Raw genomic sequence first — 24529 nt, forward strand, 5'->3', positions numbered from 1 at the left:
CGCATTTGTCGTTGCACTTTCGCCACATTGTGTTGCTTGAAAAACACTAGGAAGGAAAGAGATTCGCCAGCCTGAGGTGTATCTCGCCTGACTTCAGAAATGTGGTGCTGGTTGGCCAGCAATTGGGAGTAGTGCATGCGGAAACCCGCCGCCGAACACGACGTTGCCGATGAAGCAGCGGGCATGGTGGTTGCCGATCGCAGGATGTCTTTCGCCTTGCCGGGGCTGGTGCTCGCCGGCGTCGCTCTCGTTTGCGCCATCATCACCCTCTTCGTGCTTATGGGCGTGACGCCGATTGCGCCGACGACCAATGTCGTCATCGCCTCGGTGGTGATCAATTCGATTTTCGTGATCGGCCTGATCGTTCTCATCGGCCGCGAAATCAACCGGCTGCTGAAAGCGCGGAAAAAGGGCAGGGCGGCGGCGCGACTGCACGTCCGCATCGTCGTGCTTTTCTCCATCGTGGCGATCACGCCGGCCGTTCTCGTGGCGATCTTCGCCAGCCTGACGCTGAATGTCGGTCTCGACCGCTGGTTTTCAATCCGCACCCAGTCGATCGTCGAGTCATCAGGCAATATCGCCCAGGCATATATGATGGAGAATGCTGGCTACCTGCAGGGGCAAACGCTGTCGATGGCCACCGACCTCGACCGCAACCGCGCGCTTTTTTATCTTGATCGTACCGGCTTCGTCGATCTGATGACGCGTCAGGCCAAGGGCCGCGGCCTGCTCGGCGCGTTTCTGGTGCAGGAGGACGGCGACGCGGTTGCGCAGGCCGATATCAAGACGGAAAAACCGCTTCCGGCCATTCCGCACGACGCGCTCGAAAAAGCCGCCGCCGGTCAACCAACCCTTATTCCGCCGGGTATCACCAACCTCGTTGGCGCCATCATCAAACTCGAAGGCATCAGCGGCACGTTCCTCTATACCGTGCGCGCGGTCGATCCCAAGGTGATGACCGCAATGCGGCTGATGGAGGAGAACCGCGCGGAATACAAGAATATGGAGGCGGGACGAGCGCCGCTGCAGATCGCCTTTGCGATCCTCTATCTCGGTTTTGCGCTGATCGTGCTTCTGGTCGCCATATGGACGGCCATCGCGGTCGCCGACCGGATCGTGCGGCCGATCCGTCTTCTCATCAGCGCCGCCGACAGTGTCGCCACCGGCAACATGCATGTGCTGGTTCCCGTTCGCGCTGTCGATGGCGACGTCGGGCGCCTGTCGCGCACCTTCAACAAGATGGTTTCGGAACTGCGCAGCCAGCAGGAGCAGATCATCGAGGCCAAGGACGATATTGACGACCGCCGCCGCTTCATCGAAGCCGTGCTGTCGGGTGTGACCGCCGCCGTCATCGGCATTGATGAGAACCGCAGGATCACCATCGTCAACCCGTCCGGCGAGGAATTCCTGGCGCTGAATTTCGACCAGTGGATGGGCGCGCAGCTGTCCGAGATCGCGCCTGAGATCGATCAGGTCGTGACCGAGGCAAACACTTGGGCGCGCGGCAACTTCCGCAAGCAAATCAATATCATGCGGCGGGGCAAGGAACGGACGCTGAATGTGCAGGTAACTCGCGAGGATGCCCGCGACAGCCGCGACAGCTACGTCATTACCCTTGATGACATCACCGATCTCGTCATCGCCCAGCGCTCCACCGCATGGTCGGATGTGGCACGGCGCATCGCGCATGAAATCAAGAACCCGCTGACGCCGATCCAGCTTTCCGCCGAGCGTATCAAGCGCCGTTTCGGCAAGCAGATCGACGAAAACGACCGCGCCATCTTCGACCAGTGTACGGACACCATCGTCCGGCAGGTCGGCGATATCGGCCGGATGGTGGATGAATTCTCAGCCTTTGCGCGCATGCCGAAGCCGACGAAGGAAAAGTCGGACCTTCGGGCGATCCTCAAGGACGCGGCCTTCCTTCGCGAAATCAGTGCCGCCGATACGAAGTTCACGACGGAGCTGGGCGATATTCCGCTGGAGGGCATGTTCGATGCTCGCATGCTGGGACAGGCCTTCGGCAATCTCATCAAGAATGCGACGGAAGCAATCGAAGCGGTGGAAGGCGAAAAGCGGCCGGGTAAAATCCTGGTGCGCGCCTCTTTTGACGAGGCCAATTCGCGTTTCGTGGCTGACATCATCGACAATGGCCGCGGCCTTCCCGTCGAGAACCGTCACCGCATTCTCGAACCCTATATGACGATGCGGGACAAGGGCACGGGCCTTGGGCTCGCCATCGTCAAGAAGATCATTGAGGAACATGGCGGGTATCTGGAACTCCACGATGCCCCTGCCGAATTCGACCATGGCCATGGCGCCATGATCCGAGTGCTGCTGCCCTATATCGAGGCGGTCGGCGGCGAAAATAACAAGGAAGCAGCATATGGCGTCTGATATTCTGGTCGTGGATGACGAGGCGGACATTCGCGAAATCGTAGCGGGCATTCTTTCCGATGAGGGCCACGAGACCCGCATGGCCTTCGACAGCGACAGCGCACTGGCCGCCATTTCGGAACGTGTGCCACGCCTGATCTTTCTCGACATCTGGATGCAGGGTTCGAAGCTCGACGGTCTGGCGCTGCTGGACGAAATCAAGAGCCGCCACCCCGAAATTCCTGTCGTCATGATTTCCGGTCACGGCAATATCGAAACCGCCGTCAACGCCATCAAGCGCGGGGCCTTCGATTTCATCGAAAAGCCGTTCAAGGCCGATCGTCTGATCCTGATCGCCGAGCGGGCGCTGGAAAACTCCAAGCTGAAGCGCGAGGTTCAGGAACTCAAGAAGCGTACCGGTGACGCGGTTGAACTCGTCGGCGCCTCGCTTGCGGTGTCTCAACTTCGCCAGACCATCGACAGGGTTGCTCCAACCAACAGCCGCATCATGATCCTCGGCCCCTCCGGTTCCGGCAAGGAGCTGGTGGCGCGCATGGTGCACAAGAAATCCTCGCGCGCCACGGGACCTTTCGTGGCGCTGAATGCTGCGACAATCACCCCGGATCGCATGGAAATTGCGCTGTTCGGCACCGAAGGCCTGCCCGGGCAGCCCCGCAAGGTGGGTGCTCTGGAAGAAGCCCATCGTGGCGTTCTTTATCTCGATGAAGTCGGCGAAATGCCGCGCGAAACGCAGAACAAGATCCTGCGCGTGCTGGTCGATCAGCAGTTCGAGCGCGTCGGCGGTGGCAAGCGGGTGAAGGTGGATGTGCGCATTATTTCCTCCACCGCCCATCACCTCGAAAGCCTGATCGCCGAAGGCCAGTTCCGCGAAGACCTGTACCACCGTCTCGCCGTGGTACCGGTCAAGGTGCCGGCTCTGTCCGAACGGCGCGAGGATATTCCTTTCCTCGTCGACATGTTCATGCGGCAGATTTCCGAGCAGGCTGGCATCCGCCCGCGCAAGATCGGCGACGACGCCATGGCCGTTCTCCAGACCCATGACTGGCCGGGCAATATCCGCCAGCTGCGCAACAATATCGAGCGGCTGATGATTCTCGCCCGTCCGGAAGGCGGCGAAGCGCCGATCTCGGCCGACATGCTGCCTTCGGATATTGGCGACATGCTGCCGAAGATTTCAGCCCAGGGCGACCAGCACATCATGACTTTGCCGCTGCGTGAAGCCCGTGAAATGTTCGAGCGTGATTATCTGATGGCCCAGATCAACCGTTTCGGCGGCAATATTTCGCGAACGGCGGAATTTGTCGGCATGGAACGGTCGGCACTGCATCGCAAACTGAAATCTCTCGGCGTATAAGGGACCAAGGCGCTTCGCCGCAACCGATTATTCCGTCAGAGAGACAGCATGAAAGTCATCATTTGTGGTGCAGGGCAGGTGGGTTACGGCATCGCCGAACAATTGTCGCGGGAGGATAATGAGGTATCGGTGATCGATACGGCCGCGCCGCTGATCACCGCCATCACCGAGACGCTGGATGTACGCGGTTATGTCGGCCACGGCGCGCATCCCGACATGCTGGCAAAGGCCGGTGCGGATCAGGCCGACATGATCATCGCGGTGACCCTGCACGACGAGATCAATATAGTCGCCTGCGAGGTGGCGCATGCGCTCTTCAGCGTGCCGACCAAGATCGCCCGCATTCGCGACCAGAGCTATCTGAAGCCGGAATATGCCGATCTCTTCAGCCGCGAGAACATGTCCATTGATGTGACGATTTCTCCGGAGGTCGAAGTCGGCAAGATGGTGCTGCGGCGCATCGCCTTTCCGGGCGCGACTGACGTGGTGCGCTTTGCCGACGATACGATCTACATGCTGGCCATCGAGTGCATGGAAGATTGCCCTGTCATCAACACGCCGCTGCAGCAGCTTTCCAGCCTGTTTCCGGACCTCATCGCCACCGTGGTCGGTGTTTATCGCGATGGCATTCTCAAGGTGGCGCATTCTTCGGAACAGTTGCGGGTGGGTGACCTCGCTTATGTCATCTGCCAGCGCCAGCACGCCCGCCGCACCTTGAGTCTCTTCGGTCATGAGGAGCAGGAGGCGCAGCGCATCGTCATTGCCGGCGCCGGCAATATCGGCCATTTCGTCGCCCGCAAGATCGAGGAGATGCAGCCGAAAACCCGGGTGAAGATCATCGAGGCGGATCGCGACCGGGCGGTTGCCGCTTCCGAACAGCTCAGCCACACCATCGTCATGCACGGCTCGGCGCTCGACCAGAAAATCCTGATGCAGGCCGATATTCAGGACGCCGATCTGATCGTCACGCTCACCAATAACGACCAGACCAATATTCTGGCCGCCGTGATCGCCAAGCAGCTCGGCTGCAAATCGAATCTGGCTCTCTTGAACAGCACGTCGTTCCACGACGTCGCCCGCTCTCTGGGACTCGATGCCTATATCAACCCTCGGGCCGTGACGATCTCCCGCGTGCTTCAGCACGTGCGCAAGGGTCGTATCCGTTCGGTCTATGCCGTTCAGCGCGGCTCGGCGGAGGTGATCGAGGCGGAAGCGCTGGAGACCTCGCCGCTGGTCGGCCAGTCCTTCCGCGACATCGATATGCCCGACGGCGTGCGCATTGGCGCGATCTATCGCGACGGTGTGGTGATCCGCCCGGATGGCAGCACGAAAATCAAGGCGAAGGACCGCGTGGTGCTGTTTGCATCCGCCGATGCGGTGCGCGACGTGGAACAACTTTTCCGTGTTTCGATACAATATTTTTGACTGTCCCGAATTGAAAATGCGGGTCAATACTCGTACCTGTCAGACTGTTTTCGCCGTTGCGGAACGGAACATGATTTGATACCAGAGTTTGAGGTCGGCCAAGCGGGGGACAAGACTCGGCCGGCTTATTATTGATTGATTATTTTCCGGTATCCCTGCCGGCAAAAAAGAAAGAAGCGGCGCCATGGCGGAACGTTCTCAAAACCTTCAGGATCTCTTCCTCAATACCGTTCGTAAGCAAAAGATTTCGCTAACGATCTTCCTGATCAACGGCGTCAAGCTGACGGGCGTTGTCACCTCCTTCGACAATTTTTGCGTGCTTCTGCGCCGCGATGGTCATTCGCAGCTGGTCTACAAGCATGCGATTTCCACCATCATGCCCGGCCAGCCGATGCAGATGTTCGAAAGCGAAGAAGGCGCGGCCTGATCGGGCTTCCTCGACGGATATTCGACATAGACTGATCAGGATCGGGAACATTTCCCGTTCCCTCAGGTTAACTCCCATGGCCGCCCGCGCGGATGCGGTCGGCCGCAATCTTTTTTCTGGATAAGGCTGAGCCCCATTTCGACGCGCGACACCTCGAACGAATCGATCATTCCGGAGCAGGAAAAGCACCGCGACGACATGCGCGCGGTCGTTCTTGTGCCCGTCCTCAAGCAGCAGCGCGAAAATCGGGATGCGTCGGCAGCTCCGGCTTCGCCCGGCCGCTCCGTCGAAGCCAAGCTCGAGGAGGCAAAAGGGCTGGCGCTTGCCATCGATCTTGAGGTGACCCAGGGGCTCATCGTCGCCGTCAACCAGCCACGCCCGGCCACGCTGTTCGGAACCGGCAAGATCGAGGAAATCGGCCATCTTCTCGATGAGACCAATTCCGGTCTGGTGATTGTCGATCATCCGCTGACCCCGGTGCAGCAGCGCAATCTCGAAAAGCAGTGGAACGCCAAGGTCATCGACCGCACGGGTCTTATCCTTGAAATCTTCGGCCGCCGCGCCTCCACCAAGGAAGGCACCCTGCAGGTCGATCTGGCGCATCTGAACTATCAGAAAGGCCGCCTCGTCAGAAGCTGGACCCACCTTGAACGCCAGCGCGGTGGTGCAGGATTCATGGGCGGTCCGGGTGAAACCCAGATCGAGGCCGACAGACGGTTGCTGCAGGATCGCATCGTAAAGCTCGAAAAGGAACTGGAGCAGGTGGTGCGTACCCGCCAGCTTCACCGTGCCAAGCGCCGCAAGGTGCCGCATCCGATCGTTGCCCTGGTTGGCTACACCAATGCCGGCAAATCCACGCTGTTCAACCGCATCACCGGTGCGGGTGTTCTGGCGGAAGACATGCTGTTCGCAACACTCGACCCGACCTTGCGCCGCATGAAGCTGCCACATGGCCGCACCGTCATCCTGTCCGATACGGTTGGTTTCATTTCCGATCTTCCAACGCATCTCGTCGCCGCTTTCCGGGCGACTCTGGAAGAGGTGCTGGAAGCCGATCTCGTTCTGCATGTGCGCGACATGTCCGATCCGGACAACGCCGCCCAGTCCGCGGATGTGCTGCGTATTCTCGGCGACCTCGGCATTGACGAGAAGGAAGCGGAAAAGCGCATCATCGAGGTCTGGAACAAGGTCGACCGTCTGGAACCGGAAGCGCATGACGCCATCATGCAGCGCGCCGAGGGCCGTTCGGATATCCGCGCCGTTTCGGCCATTACGGGCGAGGGCGTCGATGCCCTGATGGACGAGATTTCCAGGCGCCTGTCCGGTGTGCTGACGGAGACGACCGTGTTGCTTTCCGTCGAGCAATTGCCGTTGATCTCGTGGGTCTACAGCAATTCCATTGTCGACGGTCGTGAAGACCATGAGGATGGATCGGTTGCGCTCGATGTGCGCTTGTCGGAAGCACAGGCCGCCGAACTGGAACGGAAGCTCGGTAAAGCGACTGTCCGCGAACGCGAGGACTGGGAGCGCTAAGCGCTCCGAAAAGGGTGACAAACTCCGAAAATCTCTCTTTCGTCGGACTTGATCCGGCATCCAGCCACGACGCGTCTGCGCCGTGAAGGGAGTTATCGCGATCAAGGACTTGATCGTACTGGACCCCGGACTAAATCCGCGGTGACGGTGGGCTAGGACGAAACCGTCTCAAGCGAACGTTCGATGCGTTTCGCCGCCTGCCAGAGATCTTCCATTCTCTCAAGGCTCGCTTCTTCCAGCGTCTCGCCATTTTGGCTGAGCGACGTTTCGATGTGATTGAAACGCCTGCGGAATTTCGTGTTCGTACCGCGCAGTGCATCTTCCGGATCGGCTTTGACATGCCGGCCGATATTGACGAGGGCGAAAATCAGATCGCCGAGTTCGTCCGAGACCTTTTCCGGTTTTCCGTCCGCCAGCGCCTCACGCAATTCGGCGATTTCCTCCTCGATCTTGTCGAGAATGGGAGCGGGGTTCGACCAGTCGAAACCGGCGCGCGCCGCCTGTTCCTGCAGCTTCAGGGCCTCTGTCAACGCCGGCTGGCTGCGCTGTACGCCGCCCAGAAAGCCTGCCTTGAAATCCTCGGTGATGCCGCGTCGCGCGCGGCGTTCGGCACGCTCGCGTTTTTCCTCGGCCTTGATACGGTCCCATTGCAGTTTGACGCCATCAGGCGTGTCGGCATCGGAGACGGCGAAGACATGCGGATGGCGGCGGATCATCTTCGAGGTGACGGCATGCACCACATCGCCAAAAGCGAATTCACCCCGTTCCTCGGCAATGCGGGCGTGGAAAACCACCTGCAGCAGAAGGTCGCCCAGTTCCTCGCAAAGATCGTCCATATCCTTGCGCTCGATGGCGTCGGCAACCTCATAGGCCTCTTCGATCGTATAGGGCTTGATCGTCTCGAAGGTCTGCACGACATCCCACGGGCAGCCGGTCTCCGGCTGGCGCAGCGCTTCCATGATCTCGATCAGGCGGGAAATATCCTTCGAGGCTTCCATCGTGTCTAAACCTTCATTTTCAGTTTTACGCATTGTCCGGACGGAAAAGCACTACGCAGTTTTCCCGGAAATGCTCTAATTCAGCGGAATATCGTTGTCGCTCTTGGATGATTGGTAGCTGGTGGAGAGATCGTCATAAGCAGCCTTGATGCGGGCTGTCTGGGCCTTCAGCGCGCTTTTCAGCGGATCGTCCTCGCCCTCCACCAGATCGGCAATGAAGAAAGAATTCCAGAAGGCATTGTTGCGACGATAACCGCCCGGTTCCAGCCCAAAAACTTCCTTGAGGATTTTCAGATCGTGAGGGATCGCGAAAGCGTCACGCGAATCCTCGTGACTGAAGAAGGAATAGAAATTATCGAAGCCGGCCCAGGTGATGGCGGACATGCACATGGTGCAGGGTTCGTGGGTGGAGAGGAAAATCAGTTCCCTGGTGTTCGGCTTTTCGCCCAATTCGTAAAACCGCTTCAACGTATGAACTTCGCCGTGCCAGAGCGGATTTTCCAGCTCGTTATTGGTCTCGGCAACCACCAGTGACAGGTCGGATTTACGCAGGATCGCCGCACCGAAGACCTTGTTGCCAAGGCTGACGCCGCGGGCCGTCAAGGGCAGAATATCGTGTTCGATGACATTGAGGAGGCGGGGGGCAAGCGTCTGGCTGGTCAAGGGTCTGATCCTTCGTGCCGCTTCAGTCAAAAGCGGTCTTCACATGGAGAAATCGACAGGTGATTGTCGTTCCTTGTTCGGCGCGGGCACCCGCTTTGTCAAGGGATTCCGAGGGGATTCTAAAGCCCTGCCAAAGCTCTAAAAATCATTGCCGGTTTGTTTTCCTCCAAAACGGGGGTCTTCGAGAAATAAAAATCCAGGTGTCGGAAAGGCTTGAATTTCTGTTTCTTCAATCTTGCACCGCAATGCGGGATATATGTCCAATGCGCAACGAACATGATTTTTCCACTGCTGGCGACCGCCTTTCAACCTTCCCCGCTTTCTTCCGGGTCGAGGGACGGCAGGTGGCTGTTTTCGGCAATGGTGACGAGGCTTTCGCGAAGGTAAGGCTTCTCGCCAACACCAACGCGCATATCATTGCCTATGCCGACAGGCCGGAAGCGGATTTTTCGCGTTATATCAGCGAAAACGGTATCGATCACCGGGCTTTTGCTTTCGCCATCCCGTTGATCGACGGGGCCACGCTGGTCTTTGCCGCGACCGGCGATGAGGCTCTGGACCGCGAGATCGTCACCGCCGCGCGCGCCAGGAAAATTCCCGCTAATGCGGTGGATCAGCCGGCATTTTGCGATTTCTTCACCCCGGCGCTCGTGACCCGCGCGCCCGTCGCCGTGGCTATCGGCACGGAAGGGGCAGGGCCGGTTCTCGCTCAGATGATCCGCGCCCGCATCGACCAGATGTTGTCGCCGTCACTTGGCAAGCTTGCACGGCTTGCCGTGCAATATCGCGACGCGGCCGAGGAGAACGTGCCAAAGGGCGCCTTGCGCCGCAATTTCTGGCGGCGGTTCTTTTCCGGTGCTGTGGCGGATGCGGTCGCCGTTGGGGACACGCTCTCCGCCCGCCAGGCCGTCGACCGGTTGCTGCAATCGCCCGAACGCAGTGAAGGCCGTGTCTGGCTTGTTGGCGCGGGACCGGGCGCTGAAGATTTGCTGACGCTGCGCGCACAGCGCGTGCTGATGGAGGCCGATGTTATCGTTTACGACGCATTGGTGCCGCAGGCGATTGTCGATATGGGCCGCCGCGATGCCGAAAGGCTCTCCGTCGGCAAGCGCAAGGGTTGCCACAGCAAGTCGCAGGAAGAGATCAACCGCCTGCTGGTGCGTCTGGGAAAAGACGGAAAGCGCGTCGTGCGCCTCAAATCCGGTGATCCGCTGGTCTATGGCCGGGCGGGCGAGGAAATGGCGGCGCTGCGCGAGGCTGGTATCGCTTACGAAATCGTGCCTGGCATCACCTCGGCCTTCGCTGCCGCTGCGGATTTCGAATTGCCTCTGACGCTGCGTGGCGTCGCTTCGTCGCTGATTTTCACCACCGGCCACGATCTGACCGGCGATGTCCTGCCCGATTGGGCCCGTCTTGCCGTTTCCGGCGCAACAATCGCCGTTTACATGGGCCGCAGCGTTGCCGCCTCTGTGGCGACGCGGCTGATCGAAGCGGGGCTGGGTGTGGAAACCACCGTTGCCGTTATTGAAAACGCCAGCCGCGCGGATCGTCGCCTGCTGCATGGCACATTGAATGATCTGCCCGACCTCGAACATCGCGATGAGCTGACCGGTCCGGTCATGGTCATTATTGGCGATGCCGTTGCGGGCGCCAATTTCGACAGATCCGAGGCGCTTGCGCTTGCAGTCAAGCCGACGGGCCTCAAACGGGAGTATGTGAATGGTTGACAAGGTTTTGACCGCCAATCGCCTGAGCGACGGCATCGCCGTCTGGCTCGACGCCAATGGCGAATGGACCGAGGCATTGCAGGACGCGATCGTGGCGCGCCATGCGGAGGCCATCGCCTCGCTGGAGGAAATCGGCAAGCGGGATTTCTCCGCCAACAAGGTCGTGGACGTTGCCATCGTCGATGTCGTCGAGCAGGATGGCAAGCTCTGGCCGACGCGTCTTCGCGAACGCATTCGCGCCGCCGGCCCCACCATGCACTATGCCGCCGGTTACAAGCCGGCCGATGCAGCATTCATCGCAGTCTGAGGAAGAAGATGTACCGTTACGACGAGTTCGATCACGCATTTGTTGAAGGCCGCGTGGCACAGTTTCGCGATCAGGTCGAGCGCCGTTTGTCCGGCGAGCTGGCCGAGGATGCGTTCAAGCCGCTGCGCCTGATGAACGGTGTCTATCTCCAGCTGCATGCCTATATGCTGCGCGTCGCCATTCCCTATGGTACGCTGAATTCCAAGCAGATGCGGATGCTGGCCCACATCGCCCGCAAATATGACCGTGGTTACGGCCACTTCACCACCCGTCAGAACATCCAGTACAACTGGCCGCGCCTTTCCGACACGCCGGATATCTTGTCCGAACTGGCGAGCGTGGAAATGCATGCGCTGCAGACCTCCGGCAACTGCATTCGCAACGTCACCGCCGATCATTTCGCCGGTGCGGCCGCCGATGAGGTCGCCGATCCGCGTCCCTATGCGGAAATCCTGCGTCAGTGGTCTTCCGTCCACCCGGAATTCTCCTTCCTGCCACGCAAGTTCAAGATCGCCGTCACGGGTGCCGAGCGCGACCGCGCCGCCATTCAGGTTCACGATATCGGCCTGCATCTGAAAAAGAACGACAAGGGCGAGATTGGTTTTGCCGTCTATGTCGGCGGCGGGCAGGGCCGCACGCCGATGATCGCCAAGAAAATCCGTGACTTCCTGCCGGAAGAGGATCTCTTGTCCTACACCACGGCGATCATGCGCGTTTATAACCTGCACGGCCGCCGCGACAACAAATACAAGGCGCGCATCAAGATCCTCGTGCATGAGACCGGTGCGGAAGAGCTGGCCCGTCAGGTCGAGGTCGAATTCGCGGAACTCAAGAACACCGAGTTGAAGCTGCCGGATGCGGATATCGCGGCAATCACCCATTACTTCGCGCCGCCGGCGCTGAAGGACCGGCCGGAAGGCTGGGAAAGCCTGGCGCGCTGGAAGCGGGCGGATGAAGGTTTTGCCCGTTTTGTCGAGCAGAACGTCGCGCCGCACAAGCATCCCGATTACGGCATGGTGACGATCTCGCTGAAGCCGATCGGCGGCATTCCGGGCGATGCGACCGACGAGCAGATGGAGCTCGTCGCCGATATCGCCGCAGAATATGCCTTCGACGAAATCCGCATCAGCCATGAGCAGAACATCATCCTGCCGCATGTGGCGCTGGCCGATCTCGAGCCGGTCTATCGTGCACTGGTAGGTGCTGGCCTTGCGACCGCCAATGCCGGGCTGATCACCGATATCATTGCCTGTCCCGGGCTGGACTATTGCGCGCTCGCCAATGCGCGCTCCATTCCGGTGGCGCAGGAAATTTCCACCCGCTTCGGCGCGCCCGAACGTCAGGCGGAAATCGGCGAGCTGAAGATCAAGATTTCCGGCTGCATCAACGCCTGCGGTCACCACCATGTCGGCCATATCGGCCTGCTGGGCGTGGAGAAGAAGGGCGCGGAACTCTACCAGATCACACTCGGCGGATCGGGCGACGAAAACACCTCGATCGGTGAAATCATCGGCCGTGGTTTCGAGCCGGAGAAGGTGACCGATGCCATTGAAACCATCGTCGATACCTATCTCGGGCTTCGCCTTTCGAAGGAAGAAAACTTCCTCGAAGCCTATCGCCGCGTCGGACCGCAGCCCTTCAAGGATGCGCTCTACGGTTCCGCTGCAGAAGCTGCCTGAGGAGAATGCCATGACGAAAATCTGGAACCGCGACGGCTTCGTGGAAAACGATCCCTGGGTGATCGAAACGGAAGAATTGAAGGCGACAGCCGAGCAGAAGCCTCTGCTGCCGCTCGCCGATTTTCTGGTTCGCGCTGCCGAAAGCAACGATATCGGTCTCGGTGTCCTGATTGCACCGGCCGATGATGTCATCCAGCTCGGCCCTTACCTTGATCGTATCGATCTTGTCGCCGTAAGCTTCCCGGCCTTCAATGACGGCCGTGGTTTCAGCCACGCCTCTTTGCTGCGCAGCCGCCTCGGTTTTGCAGGCGAGGTGAGGGCGGTCGGCGATGTTCTGATCGATCAGGTGCCGCTGATGCTGCGCACCGGTTTTACCAGCTTTGCGGTAACGAACGGTACGGCGATCCGCCGCCTGTCCGAAAATCGCCTGCCGGAAATCCCGGTTTATTATCAGCCGACGGCCCGGCCGGCGAGCAGCGGTGAGGCCTATAGCTGGCGTCGCCGTGCGTCTCTATGACACGTTGCGTGGAAATATGAGTTTTTGATACATATTTCCTACGCACATGGCAGTATTGATATTCTCATGTCTTCAAACCTCGGCAAGAATGGTATAATTGCCCGGTTGGAGAATGTCGCCTATCGAATAAGAATGGACGGAACCTGAAATGAACGCGCCAGCCAAGACGGAAGATTTCGCGATCAAGATACCTGACGGTGTTTACGCCGAGACGGTTTTGTCGGTGGAGCACTATACGGATCATCTGTTCCGTTTCCGCATGACGCGTCCGGCCGGTTTCCGTTTCCGTTCCGGTGAGTTCGCCATGATCGGCCTAATGGTTGGCGACAAGCCGATCTACCGCGCCTATTCCATCGCCAGCCCCGCCTGGGACGAGGAATTGGAATTCTTCTCGATCAAGGTTCCGGACGGCCCGCTGACCTCGCATCTTCAGGCGATCAAGCCCGGCGATACCGTGCTGATGCGCAAGAAGCCGACAGGCACGCTGGTTCTGGACGCGTTGACCCCCGGCAGACGGCTTTACATGTTCTCCACCGGTACCGGCATCGCGCCTTTCGCGAGCCTGATCCGCGATCCGGAGACCTACGAGAAGTTCGAAGAGGTGATCCTCACCCACACCTGCCGCGACGTGGCCGAGCTGAAATACGGCTTCGATCTGGTCGAGGAAATCAGGAACCATGAATTCCTCAACGAGATCGTTGGCGACAAGCTCAAGCATTATGCGACGGTCACCCGCGAAGATTATCCCTTCCAGGGCCGCATCACCACGCTGATCGAAAACGGTAAGCTGTTTGCGGATCTCGGCGTTCCCGCACTCGACCCCGCCATCGATCGCGGCATGATCTGCGGTTCTTCGGCCATGCTGAAGGACACCAAGGAACTGCTTGAAAAGGCCGGCCTTAACGAAGGCGCCAACAACAAGCCCGCCGAATTCGTCATCGAGCGCGCTTTCGTCGGTTGATCACATAACCAACAACGAGAGTTCAGGAGGCCGTCAGGCCTCCTTTTTGTTTGCGCTTTCAGTGCCGGTGGTGAGAGGCGGTGTCGTCATTCCGGTTCGGCGCTATCTCATTGCGATAGAGAAGAAAAAGCCCGATGGCGATAGCGGCAATGCCGCCGCCGACGAGATGCGACAGCGAATAACCGCCCTTCGTCACCAGCCAGCCTGCGACGACATTGCTGAATGATGCGCCGATACCCTGAACCATCATGACGCTGGCAAGGCCGACATTAAAACGACCGGTGCCCTTCAAAATCCTCTCCACCGCAACCGGGGTGACGATGCCGAGCAGGCCGGCGCCAACGCCATCGAGAAACTGCACCGGGAAGATCACCCAGAAATCCGTAAAGGCTGAGGCGAGAAGACCGCGTATCGGCAGGGCGACCAGCGCGATGATAAAAACGGTCGAGAGGCCGAAACGGCGTATCAGCCATGGGGCCATTGCGGCGACGAAGATCATCGCGAATTGTGCGACGCCGGTGATGATGGCGGTGGTGCGGAAGGGCGTCTGCAGTTCGATGGCGAAATCCTGCGCGATCAACCGGCTCATCGGCGCGTTGCCGAAGTGGAAGACAAGCAGAATGATGGCGAGAAAGATCAACCCGCGCTCCTGCAGCAGCACCTTGATGCCGGATGGGCCGGGTTCTCCCTTGTCTTCGGCAAGGCCGCGGGCGACCTTGTGGTCGATTCGATTAGGGTCGATGGCCGCCGTCGCGACCAATGCGCCTGCAGCGGTCAGCAGCATGAGGCCGATGATGCCGTTCATGCCGAAGAAGGTAACCACCACATATGTCGCGAAAAGCGAGGCGAAATTGCCGCCGTGGTTCCAGAACTCGTTGCGTGAGATCTGATGGGAGAACAGACGTTCGCCGACAAGGCCGAGTGTGAGGCCGGCAAGTGCCGGCCCGACCACGGCGCCGACGACGGCCGTCATGATCTGACCGGTCCAGACGATCCATGTATCCGGAAAGATCAGCGTGATCAGCGCGCCGATGGTCACGAGGATGACGGAAATGGCGAGCAGTGTCCTTTTCCACGTTGTGCCATCCACCAGCGCGCCACAGAGCGGCGTTGCAAGCAGACCGACGAGGCCACCCACCGTGGCGATCATGCCCAGCGAAAGCGAAGACCAGCCCTTTGTCGCTAAAAAGGCATCCAGAAACGGCCCAAGGCCGTCGCGGGCATCGGCGAGGAAAAAGTTCAGTGCGGCAAGAGCAAAAAGCGTGCGGTCTGAAATGCCACCGCTGCGGGGCAGGCCACCGGAAGGAAGGCTGCCGCGCGCTGCCGAAACGCCGATCGTCGTCATGAAATATGCTCCGAAAATATGCGCGAGAAGATGGGAATTGATTGAGGCTGGCGAGAAACATCTGTGCCCGCATTTGGTTGCACAGGCACAATAGAAATATTGGTCCACCGCTATTTTTGATGGTTGCAGAATAGGCCGAAGGAACGTTTACCGACGCAAGCGAGTTAGCCTTCGTGGAAAAAACGGATACTCGCCATGAAGACCAAAGCTTTTGCGATTTTATTTTCTGCCGGATTGCTCGGCGCACAGCCCGCACATGCGGATGAACGCGAATTCCTCTCGTCGCTGAAAGGCACCTGGGCGGGCAAGGGAACCGTGATTACCCGCATCGGCACGCCGCCGATCAGCGTAAACTGTACGCTCAACTCCAATACCGGAGCGTCTTCGCTCAACATGTCCGGTACTTGCCGGGGACTGCTTGTGGTAAAGCGCGCAATCGCCGCCGATCTCTCGACGAAGGGCGGGCGCTATAGCGGCGCCTATACCGGCCCTTCCGGCCGCCCGTCTGCCCTTTCCGGCACGAGACAGGGAAATGCGATCAACCTGACCGTCCGCTGGAATCGCGACATCAACGGCGACCGTGTCGCCGCCATGACCATTGAGAAGGTTGGCGAGAATGGCCTGCGGTTGCGCACCACCGACAAGGACGGACGGACCGGCAAGACGGTGGTGACGAGCGATATCCGGCTTGTACGCTAAGACAGCCGCGGGAAAATGACGGGTGGGGCGTTCGAATCTTAACGGAACTCGAGCAACAGCGGGCAATGGTCCGAAACCTCAGGCTGTCTCACCACATCGAAGTGATCGACCTCTACAGCCGGGTTGACCAGCATGTAATCCGCATAACGGTTCGGTTTGGCATAATGCGAGGTCCGGGTGTCGGTAAAGCCCCGTGTCGTGACGAGTTCGGTGAGATCCAGTTCCTTCAACACGGCGAAGGTTTCGCTATCAGGCAGAACATTAAAGTCGCCGCAGACGACGATCCTGTCGCCATCCTCCGCAATGTTTTTCACAAGTTGGACGAGGCGTTTTGCCTGCGCCAGACGAGCGGATGTATCTTGCTTGCCGTCGAGGTCGCGCAGCCCATGCATATGGGCGATGACGGCGGGCTGCCCGGTTGTGAAGTCGAAAACCCTGATGGCGTGGCCCGTGCGTGAACGTGGATGATCGCCATATCCGTCAGCCGAAAAGACGCCGTGTACGAAACCCTGCGCCTGCGCAATGATGGCGAGGGATTTGCGAACGAAGGTCGCTAGCCCAAATTGGGAAGGATATCGTATTTTGCCCTGCCAGAGGTCCCCCTGCGCCGCGGGGCAAAATATCGCCACATGATCTGGCAAGGCCTCTGTGACATCGCGGAAAAAGTTCGCCCGCTGCGGCAAGTCAATGCCGTGATCACGATAGCTCAGCCAGTCCTGCGTGGCGGCTGGTGTGTGCACCACTTCCTGCAGACATAAGATATCGGGGTCAGACAAGGCAATATAGGGAACGAGCTCGTCATGAAGCTTTCCGCCCCAACCATTCAGGCAAATCAGACGCATTCCCACTCCATCCCCACGTCGCGGCGTCATCTGTTTAACACGGGATATGCCACGATCAATCATTCGGAAGCGTGATGGCCAGATAGCGAAGGCCCTGCCAAAACGAAAAAGGCCCGGATCGCTCCGGGCCTTCGTATGTCGGTTGCAGTGCTGCCTTTATTCCGCCGCCTCGGCATAGGCCTCCATCGGCGGGCAGGTGCAGATGAGGTTGCGGTCGCCATAGACATTGTCGATGCGGTTGACCGGCGACCAGTATTTGTCGATGCGGAAGGCGCCGGGCGGGAAGCAGCCCTTTTCGCGGCTATAGGGACGATCCCATTCGCCGACCAGGTCTTCCACCGTGTGCGGCGCGTTCTTCAGCGGGTTGTTGGTCTTGTCCGCACGGCCTTCCTCGATGTCGCGGGCCTCCTCGCGGATCGCCAGCATCGCATCGCAGAAACGGTCGATTTCCGCCTTGGTTTCGGATTCCGTCGGCTCGATCATCAGCGTGCCGGCAACCGGCCAGCTCATGGTCGGCGCATGGAAACCGCAATCGATCAGGCGCTTTGCCACATCGTCAACCGTCACGCCGCAGCTATCCGCAAGCGGCCGGGTATCGATGATGCATTCATGCGCCACGCGACCGGTCTCGGACTTGTAGAGCACGTCATAAGCGCCCTTCAGTCGTTCGGCGATATAGTTGGCGTTGAGGATCGCCACCTTGGTCGCCTGCGTCAGCCCTTCGCCGCCCATCATCAGGCAATAGCTCCAGGAGATCGGCAGGATCGACGGCGAACCGAACGGAGCGGCAGACACCGCACCCTCACGACCGTCCGTCGCCGGATGGCCGGGCAGGTGAGGCGCCAGATGCGCCTTGACACCGATCGGTCCCATGCCCGGACCGCCGCCGCCATGCGGAATGCAGAAGGTCTTGTGCAGGTTGAGGTGCGAAACGTCGGAGCCGATATCGCCGGGACGGGCAAGGCCAACCATGGCGTTCATGTTGGCGCCGTCGAGATAGACCTGTCCGCCGTGCTTATGGGTGATCTCGCAGATTTCGCGAACCGTCTCCTCGAACACGCCGTGGGTGGACGGATAGGTGATCATGCAGCACGAGAGGTTTTCCGCATACTGCTCTGCTTTTGCGCGGAAATCATCGATATCGATGTCACCGTTATCCCGCACCTTCACCGGCACAACCTTCATGCCGACCATCTGCGCCGAGGCAGGGTTGGTGCCATGCGCCGAGGTTGGAATGAGGCAGACGTCGCGATGCGTGCCGCCATTGGCGAGATGATAGTTGCGGATCGTCAGAAGCCCCGCATATTCCCCCTGCGCGCCGGAATTCGGCTGCATGGAGAAAGCGTCGTACCCGGTGACCGAGCACAGCTTTTCCGAGAGATCGTCGATCATCTCCTTGTAACCGAGCGCCTGATTGGCAGGTACGAAGGGGTGGATGTCGGAAAATTCCGGCCAGGTGATCGGCAGCATTTCCGCCGTGGCGTTAAGCTTCATGGTGCACGAACCGAGCGGGATCATCGAGCGGTCGAGCGCCAGATCGCGGTCCGAAAGACGGCGGATGTAACGGGTCATCTCGCTTTCGGCACGGTTCATGTGGAAGATCGGATGCGTCATGTACTGGCTGGTGCGCAGCAGGTCCTTCGGCAGACGATAGTCCGGCTCGAAATCCGAAATCGAGAAATTGCCGCCGAACGCACGCCAGACGGCTTCCAGCGTTGCCGGGCGCGTACGCTCATCAAGGCTCATGCCGATCTTGGTCGCGCCGACCTTGCGCAGGTTCACACCTTCCGCCACGGCCGAGCGCAGGATGACGCCCTGCATATGGCCGACTTCGACGGTGATCGTGTCGAAGAAGGTTTCCGGTTCGATGGTGTAGCCGAGCTTTTCCAGACCCTTGGCCATCAGCACGGCCTTCTGGTGGGTCTGCTGGGCAATCGCCTTGATACCCTGCGGGCCGTGGAAGACGCCGTACATTGAAGCCATGACGGCGAGCAGCACCTGCGCGGTGCAGATGTTCGACGTGGCCTTTTCGCGGCGGATATGCTGCTCGCGGGTCTGCAGCGACAGGCGGTAGGCGCGGTTGCCGCGCGCATCGACGGAAACGCCGACCAGACGGCCGGGCATGGAGCGCTTATGCGCGTCCTTGACGGACATATAGGCTGCGTGCGGACCGCCATAACCGACCGGAACGCCGAAACGCTGCGAGGTGCCGATGGCGATGTCAGTACCCATTTCGCCCGGAGACTTCAGAAGCGTCAGCGCCAGAAGATCGGCGGCGACGGCCGCAATCGCGCCCGTCTGGTGCAGGCGGGAAATCAGGCCGGAGAAATCGCTGACATGACCGTGGGTGCCGGGATACTGGAAGATCGCGCCGAACACGTCGACCGGATCGAGATCGGTGAACGGGTTGCCGACAATAACCTTCCAGCCGAGCGGGGCCGCACGGGTCTCGATCAGCGCAATGGTCTGCGGATGGCAATTGGCATCGACGAAGAAGGCGGTCGCCTTGGATTTCGCGACGCGCTGGCACATGGCCATGGCTTCGGCAGCGGCAGTAGCTTCATCGAGCAGCGATGCGTTGGCGACATCAAGGCCGGTGAGATCGCAGACCATGGTCTGGTAATTCAGCAGCGCCTCTAGGCGGCCCTGGGAAATTTCCGGCTGGTAGGGGGTGTAAGCCGTGTACCAGGCAGGGTTTTCCAGGATGTTGCGCTGGATGACCGGCGGCGTGATGGTGCCGTAATAGCCCTGGCCGATCAGCGAGGTCAGGACCTGGTTCTTGTTGGCCGTCTCGCGAAGACGATCCAGCGCCTCGCGTTCGGTCAGCGCCGCACCCCAGGTGAGCGGCACCTTCTGGCGGATGGAGGAGGGAACGGTGGCGTCGATGAGGGCGTCGAGGCTCTTGTAACCGACGACCTTCAGCATCTCTGCCATTTCCGACGGCGACGGCCCGATGTGACGCCGGTTGGCGAAATCATAGGGCTGGTAGTCGGTGAAATGGAATTCGGTGGGCGTCGTCATTACGCGATCAGCTCCTTGTAGGCCGCTTCGTCAAGCAGCGTATCGGCATCCGCGACGTTGGAAAGTTTCAGCTTGAAGAACCAGCCGGCACCCTGCGGATCCGAATTGACCAGCGAGGGATCATCGACGATGGCCTGGTTGATTTCCACCACTTCGCCATCCAGCGGACAATAGACGTCGGACGCCGCCTTGACGGATTCCACGGTCGCAGCCTCGCCATCCTTGGCGAAGGTGGCGCCCACTTCCGGCAGTTCGACAAAAACGAGATCGCCAAGCTGTTCGGCGGCGTGGCTGGTGATGCCGACAGTGGCGACATCGCCTTCGAACTTCAGCCATTCGTGTTCTGCGGTAAATTTCAGCATAGGGACGTCCTCTCTGGAAAAGTAATTGGTGAGTGGGTGATTGGCCGTCGGAGCGGGATACCCCCCTCTGCCCTGCCGGGCATCTCCCCCTCAAGGGGGGAGATCGGTCTGCGGCTAAGGTTCAACCTTCTCAATGTTTGAGAATGGAATTGCGAAAGAGCCTCTTGCCGATCTCCCCCCTTGAGGGGGAGATGCCCGGCAGGGCAGAGGGGGGTAGCGGCTCGCTCGACCATTATCGATTACCGCTTGTAGGTGGGCTTGATGAAGGGCAGGGCGGCGACGGTGACGGGTAGATATTTGCCGCGCACTTCCGCAAAGATCGCCGTGCCGGGAGCGGCATAAGAAACAGGCACGTAACCCATGGCGACGGGGCCTTCGACCGAGGGGCCGAAACCGCCGGAGGTGACTTCGCCGATTTCCGTCTTGCCTTCAGCATCCGCAAAAAGCTTCGAATGGCCGCGCACTGGCGCCTTGCCCTCGGGCTTCAGGCCAACACGGCGGCGTGATGTGCCGTCCTTCAGTTCGCCAAGAATGCGTTCCGCACCCGGAAAACCGCCTTCGCGATCACCACCGGCGCGGCGCGCCTTCTGGATCGCCCATTCCAGCGAGGCTTCGATGGGGGAGGTCGTTGTGTCGATGTCGTTGCCGTAGAGACAAAGGCCGGCCTCCAGACGCAGGCTGTCGCGCGCGCCCAGTCCGATGGCTTCGCAATCGGGGTGCTCAAGCAGGGCCTTGGCGATCTCTTCCGCCTTGTCTGCCGGAACCGAGATTTCAAACCCGTCTTCACCGGAGTAACCGGAACGGGAAACGATGCAGGGCACGTCATGCAACGGCACTTCCTGCACATCCATGAATTTCATCTCGGAAACGCTCGTCCACAGTTCGGCCAGCACCTCTTCGGCGCGCGGCCCCTGCAGCGCGATCAGGGCGCGGTCATCGAGAAGGGTGATCTCGCAGGCGTCGGAGAGATGCGCCTTCATATGGGCGACATCGGCATCCTTGCAGGCGGCGTTGACGACGACGAAAAGATGGTCGCCGCGATTGGTGATCATCAGATCGTCGAGAATGCAGCCGTTTTCGTCGGTGAAGAAACCGTAACGCTGGCGGCCTTCCTTGAGACCGAGAATATCGACCGGCACCAGCTTTTCGAGCGCAAGCGCGGCGTCCTCATTGTTGCCGGACTTCGCTTTCAGGATCACCTGACCCATGTGGGACACGTCGAACAGACCGGCGGAGGTGCGGGTCTGAAGATGTTCCTTCAGCACGCCGGCCGGATATTGCACGGGCATGTCGTAACCGGCGAAAGGCACCATGCGGGCGCCAAGCGATATGTGCAGGGAATGCAGCGGCGTGGTTTTCAGCGCGGCGGTATCGTCCAAGGACGCCTCCAGGGTTGCGCGAGATATCGCGCGGGCTCAGGTCATGGCGCAAAAGCGCCGGTTCAAGAGCCCCCTCTGTCCTTGTCGCCTGAGATTGTTATCCCTTCGGCGAGCCGTCCTTTAGATCAAGGTGGCTTCTCTCCAGAGTTCCGTCGTCACCGCTGGTCCTTTTGCCTGAGAGTTTCCGGGGCGGTTGCTCCTTCGGCACCGCACTGAAGCGGTTTCTCCCAACGATGATGCGACGCTCATTATCTTCGAAGCCCCGCTATTGGCAAGGACCAAATGACGCATCTGAACAGATTCTTGCTCCATCTGCGCCATCGTCATTCACCCCGCACCACATAACCTTGTCGACACCGCCTTTCCACCTTCATTCCTGTGACAAACAGAGGAATGAGGATGAGAGGAGCCGTCAGTCTGTTTTTTTCTCCGGCAGGCCCTTGCGTTTCGTCGAGGCGAAATCCTCAAGTTCCTTTTCTGTCATGGACTTCTCCATGCTTTTTGAAGCACCCTTTAAACTGGATTTCTTCATTTCGCCGCGTTTGGCGTCCAGTGCGGCCCCCGCCGCTTTCTGCTGGGCCTTCGATTTGGCTGGCATGTCGGACCTCCTTTAAATGATGGTTCCGGCAGGAAAATGCCGCCTTGCATCGATTGTTCCTTGCAACTGTTAAGCCTGCGGCAAAATTCCCCTTTGAAATCGGCCGGAAAGCGGGATATCGCATGGGATCATGGATGCAAATCGGATACGACGGCTGACAGGGATGGAGAAAATGCTTCGCATTTTCTGCGCGACCCTGATGTTGTCCCTCGGTTTTGCCCACAAGCCGGCCCTTGCCGCGGCCCCCGCCGTTTCTCTGGACGAGAGTTACAGGCTGCCGGACGGCACCTTCGCGGAAATCTGCCTCGGCCACGGCAATGGTGTGAACGCTTCCCATACCAAGGACGACCCAAGCCATTCCGGTGATGCCATCCTGTTTTGCGAGGCCTGCCTGCTGGCCTCCTCCATTCTTCTGCCGATGCCCGATACGGCTGGCTGGCTGAAGACCCAATTCGCCTGGCTCGACAATCGCCTGCCTGCGGAATGGAGCTTCCGCTCTGTCCTGACGATCCAGAAGCCTGCCGCGCGCGGCCCGCCATCCCTGTCCACCTGATTTTTCGTTTTACGGGATCATCGCCGCCTTTGGCGGCACGGAGCGGCTGCACGGACCCAGAGGGATCGCAGTCGCAGGGACAAGCAAATGAAAACCACCAAGATCATCACCTGCAGCCTTTTCGTCGCCTCGGTTTCGGCCGCGCAGGCTTTCGCTCACGCCACATTCGTTGACGGTTCGGCCGAACAGGAAAGCACCGTCGTCGCGGCCCTTCAGGTGCCGCATGGCTGCGAAGGCGGGCTCGCCACCACCGAAGTTCAGATCAAGCTGCCGGAAGGCTTCATTTCCGCCAAGCCGCAGCCCAAGGCCGGCTGGGAACTGGAGGTCATCAAGGGAGACTACCAGAAGGCTTACAAGAACCACGGCAAGGAGATCAAAAGCGGACCGGTCGAAATCCGCTGGAAGGGCGGCAACCTGCCGGACGAGTTCTATGATACCTTCGCCGTGCAGGGTAAGATTTCCGGCGTCGAAGCAGGGCAGGATCTGCCATTCAAGGTAACGCAGCTCTGCGGCGACAAGGGCAAGGTTTCCTGGGACGAAGTGGCGGCGGCCGGCGTCGATCCGCATTCCCTGAAAAGTCCCGCTCCGACCATTCGCGTCGCCGCAAAGGCTGCGCATGCCGGTGGCCATGATCACTCCGCCATGGATATGGATGTCGTGAAGGCCGGCAGCCTCGAGGTGTCGGGCGGTACGACCAAGGCCATGCTGCCGGGCCAGCCCGTAGGCGGTGGTTACGTGACGGTCAGGAACACCGGCGACAGTGACGATAAGCTGATCGGTGTCGAATCCTCCGCCGCCGGCCGGGCTGAAATCCACGAGATGGCCATGGTCAACGACGTCATGAAAATGCGCAAGCTGGATGACGGCATCGTCATTCCCGCAGGTCAGACGGTAGAACTGAAGCCCGGCGGCCTGCACATGATGTTCTTTGACGTAAAGAAGCCATTTGCCGAAGGCGACAAGGTGCCGGTGACACTGATCTTCGAAAAGGCCGGCAAGGTCGAGATCGTGCTGTCCGCGGGCGCAGCCAAGGGCGGCGGCGACCACCAGCATAATTGACCGATGAAAAACGGCTACCGGAACGCGTGACAGGTCCGGTAGCCGCAAATTTTCATCTATCGTGTTTGTTCTTCAGCGCCGTGGCGGAAAAGGCAGGATGGCGTTTGCCCATATGGTTTTCCGGAACTCGGTCATAAACATCTAGAAGACCAGTCTGACACCAAGCTGAATGCACGGATCCACTTACATGGCGCGAAATTGAAGAAAAGACATTAAAATCTCTTTATATCAACCTGATTTATAAATTACTTTCCGATTTTGAGGTGAAGCTGTTCTCCTCGTAGGCCTCCACGGCCTGTTCCAGCGTCGCCTGCGGTTCCTGGCGCTGGCTGCTTGCGATCAGGAAATAGAGGGTGAGGGCTGGCGGCTTGATCGTCGTCATCAGGCCCCGCAACTGGAAGTCGTCCCCGTGTTCGGCCTTGCGCGCCAGTTCGTGAATAGCCTCTTCAACCTCGCTTTTGCGCGGCACGCGTTGCGGCGGCTTCATCGCCTCCAGCGCATAGGCCGCTGTATTCGCGGAAACGGAAAGAACCTGTGTCATCGAACCTCCGGCAATCTTCGCCGACCCTGAAAACCCGGAGAATAACACCTGCCCATTGTTGGAAGGCTAAATCGCGGAGCTGCAATTTAATCGTATTTTAATGGTCGAAAGCGCCGCGCAAAGGGGTTTCTCTAGCGGTTCC

General features: G+C 59.6%; 22 protein-coding genes and 1 riboswitch. Of the genes, 13 read left to right on the forward strand and 9 right to left on the reverse strand.

All coding sequences use genetic code 11. The features are described 5' to 3' along the window. Window positions 1–135 precede the first annotated feature (135 nt). From ACIQUH_RS02855 to hflX, 5 genes are all read left to right on the forward strand, one after another. Window positions 136–2397: an ATP-binding protein gene (locus ACIQUH_RS02855; protein ID WP_400812408.1), complete on the forward strand. Its 2262-nt coding sequence runs from the start codon at window positions 136–138 to the stop codon at window positions 2395–2397. Continuing rightward, on the forward strand, window positions 2387–3751 hold the full coding sequence (locus ACIQUH_RS02860) for a sigma-54 dependent transcriptional regulator (RefSeq protein WP_006315356.1): 1365 nt from the start codon (window positions 2387–2389) through the stop codon (window positions 3749–3751). The genes ACIQUH_RS02855 and ACIQUH_RS02860 overlap by 11 nt, the downstream gene beginning before the upstream one ends. A 48-nt stretch (window positions 3752–3799) precedes the next feature. After that, window positions 3800–5176, forward strand: a complete 1377-nt coding sequence (trkA, locus tag ACIQUH_RS02865; RefSeq protein WP_065655394.1) for a Trk system potassium transporter TrkA — start codon at window positions 3800–3802, stop codon at window positions 5174–5176. 184 nt (window positions 5177–5360) lie between these two features. Beyond that, a complete protein-coding gene (gene hfq, locus ACIQUH_RS02870) occupies window positions 5361–5603 on the forward strand; it encodes an RNA chaperone Hfq (RefSeq protein WP_003496145.1) in 243 nt (80 codons plus the stop codon). 126 nt (window positions 5604–5729) lie between these two features. Continuing rightward, window positions 5730–7136, forward strand: coding sequence for a GTPase HflX (gene hflX / locus ACIQUH_RS02875; RefSeq protein WP_400812512.1), 1407 nt, complete (start codon window positions 5730–5732; stop codon window positions 7134–7136). A gap of 152 nt (window positions 7137–7288) precedes the next feature. Here hflX and mazG read toward each other — a convergent pair whose 3' ends face one another. Together mazG and ACIQUH_RS02885 are read right to left on the reverse strand one after the other, a co-directional pair. After that, window positions 7289–8134 carry a nucleoside triphosphate pyrophosphohydrolase gene (mazG, locus tag ACIQUH_RS02880; RefSeq protein ID WP_400812411.1) on the reverse strand — a complete coding sequence of 282 codons (846 nt, stop codon included), beginning with the start codon at window positions 8132–8134 and terminating at the stop codon, window positions 7289–7291. Window positions 8135–8209: 75 nt separating this feature from the next. After that, the gene (locus ACIQUH_RS02885) at window positions 8210–8797 is read right to left on the reverse strand and encodes a deaminase (RefSeq protein WP_400812413.1); all 588 of its coding nucleotides are present in this window, start codon (window positions 8795–8797) and stop codon (window positions 8210–8212) included. Between the two features lie 263 nt (window positions 8798–9060). On the opposite strand from ACIQUH_RS02885, the gene cysG reads away from it, so the two are divergent. From cysG to ACIQUH_RS02910, 5 genes are all read left to right on the forward strand, one after another. Then, window positions 9061–10524 carry a siroheme synthase CysG gene (cysG, locus tag ACIQUH_RS02890; RefSeq protein WP_400812415.1) on the forward strand — a complete coding sequence of 488 codons (1464 nt, stop codon included), beginning with the start codon at window positions 9061–9063 and terminating at the stop codon, window positions 10522–10524. Next, window positions 10517–10831 (forward strand): DUF2849 domain-containing protein, encoded by a 315-nt coding sequence (locus tag ACIQUH_RS02895; protein ID WP_400812416.1) that lies wholly within the window; start codon window positions 10517–10519, stop codon window positions 10829–10831. The genes cysG and ACIQUH_RS02895 overlap by 8 nt, the downstream gene beginning before the upstream one ends. A gap of 8 nt (window positions 10832–10839) precedes the next feature. Further along, window positions 10840–12510: a nitrite/sulfite reductase gene (locus tag ACIQUH_RS02900; protein WP_400812417.1), complete on the forward strand. Its 1671-nt coding sequence runs from the start codon at window positions 10840–10842 to the stop codon at window positions 12508–12510. A 10-nt stretch (window positions 12511–12520) separates the two neighbouring features. Beyond that, window positions 12521–13027, forward strand: a complete 507-nt coding sequence (locus ACIQUH_RS02905) for a DUF934 domain-containing protein (RefSeq protein ID WP_400812419.1) — start codon at window positions 12521–12523, stop codon at window positions 13025–13027. 148 nt (window positions 13028–13175) lie between these two features. Next, complete coding sequence (locus ACIQUH_RS02910) at window positions 13176–13988, forward strand: ferredoxin--NADP reductase (protein ID WP_400812421.1); 813 nt, start codon at window positions 13176–13178, stop codon at window positions 13986–13988. A gap of 58 nt (window positions 13989–14046) precedes the next feature. On the opposite strand, the gene ACIQUH_RS02915 is transcribed toward ACIQUH_RS02910, so the two are convergent. Then, window positions 14047–15333 (reverse strand): MFS transporter, encoded by a 1287-nt coding sequence (locus ACIQUH_RS02915; protein WP_400812423.1) that lies wholly within the window; start codon window positions 15331–15333, stop codon window positions 14047–14049. A 195-nt stretch (window positions 15334–15528) separates the two neighbouring features. Here ACIQUH_RS02915 and ACIQUH_RS02920 point away from each other — a divergent pair, with 195 nt between their 5' ends. Then, window positions 15529–16032: a hypothetical protein gene (locus ACIQUH_RS02920; RefSeq protein WP_400812425.1), complete on the forward strand. Its 504-nt coding sequence runs from the start codon at window positions 15529–15531 to the stop codon at window positions 16030–16032. A gap of 38 nt (window positions 16033–16070) precedes the next feature. Here ACIQUH_RS02920 and ACIQUH_RS02925 read toward each other — a convergent pair whose 3' ends face one another. From ACIQUH_RS02925 to ACIQUH_RS02945, 5 genes are all read right to left on the reverse strand, one after another. Then, window positions 16071–16874, reverse strand: a complete 804-nt coding sequence (locus ACIQUH_RS02925) for an endonuclease/exonuclease/phosphatase family protein (RefSeq protein ID WP_400812514.1) — start codon at window positions 16872–16874, stop codon at window positions 16071–16073. A gap of 156 nt (window positions 16875–17030) precedes the next feature. Then, entirely contained in the window at window positions 17031–19895 is a 2865-nt protein-coding gene (gene gcvP / locus ACIQUH_RS02930) for an aminomethyl-transferring glycine dehydrogenase (protein ID WP_400812427.1), read from the reverse strand. Beyond that, window positions 19895–20257 (reverse strand): glycine cleavage system protein GcvH, encoded by a 363-nt coding sequence (gene gcvH / locus ACIQUH_RS02935; RefSeq protein ID WP_142855703.1) that lies wholly within the window; start codon window positions 20255–20257, stop codon window positions 19895–19897. Before gcvH ends, gcvP begins: the two co-directional genes overlap by 1 nt. A gap of 239 nt (window positions 20258–20496) precedes the next feature. Continuing rightward, window positions 20497–21636: a glycine cleavage system aminomethyltransferase GcvT gene (gcvT, locus tag ACIQUH_RS02940; protein WP_400812429.1), complete on the reverse strand. Its 1140-nt coding sequence runs from the start codon at window positions 21634–21636 to the stop codon at window positions 20497–20499. A 152-nt stretch (window positions 21637–21788) separates the two neighbouring features. Beyond that, window positions 21789–21876, reverse strand: a riboswitch (glycine riboswitch). 172 nt (window positions 21877–22048) lie between these two features. Continuing rightward, a complete protein-coding gene (locus tag ACIQUH_RS02945; protein ID WP_400812431.1) occupies window positions 22049–22234 on the reverse strand; it encodes a DUF3008 family protein in 186 nt (61 codons plus the stop codon). A gap of 163 nt (window positions 22235–22397) precedes the next feature. On the opposite strand from ACIQUH_RS02945, the gene ACIQUH_RS02950 reads away from it, so the two are divergent. Continuing rightward, entirely contained in the window at window positions 22398–22787 is a 390-nt protein-coding gene (locus ACIQUH_RS02950) for a hypothetical protein (protein ID WP_400812433.1), read from the forward strand. A gap of 87 nt (window positions 22788–22874) precedes the next feature. Further along, entirely contained in the window at window positions 22875–23846 is a 972-nt protein-coding gene (locus ACIQUH_RS02955; protein WP_400812435.1) for a copper chaperone PCu(A)C, read from the forward strand. A gap of 238 nt (window positions 23847–24084) precedes the next feature. Here the strand turns inward: ACIQUH_RS02955 and ACIQUH_RS02960 are convergent, their stop codons facing one another. Then, window positions 24085–24387: a hypothetical protein gene (locus tag ACIQUH_RS02960; RefSeq protein WP_035239747.1), complete on the reverse strand. Its 303-nt coding sequence runs from the start codon at window positions 24385–24387 to the stop codon at window positions 24085–24087. Between the last annotated feature and the right edge of the window lie 142 nt (window positions 24388–24529).

The organism is Agrobacterium sp. NPDC090283, assembly GCF_044769685.1.
In the GTDB taxonomy this organism is placed as follows: domain Bacteria; phylum Pseudomonadota; class Alphaproteobacteria; order Rhizobiales; family Rhizobiaceae; genus Agrobacterium.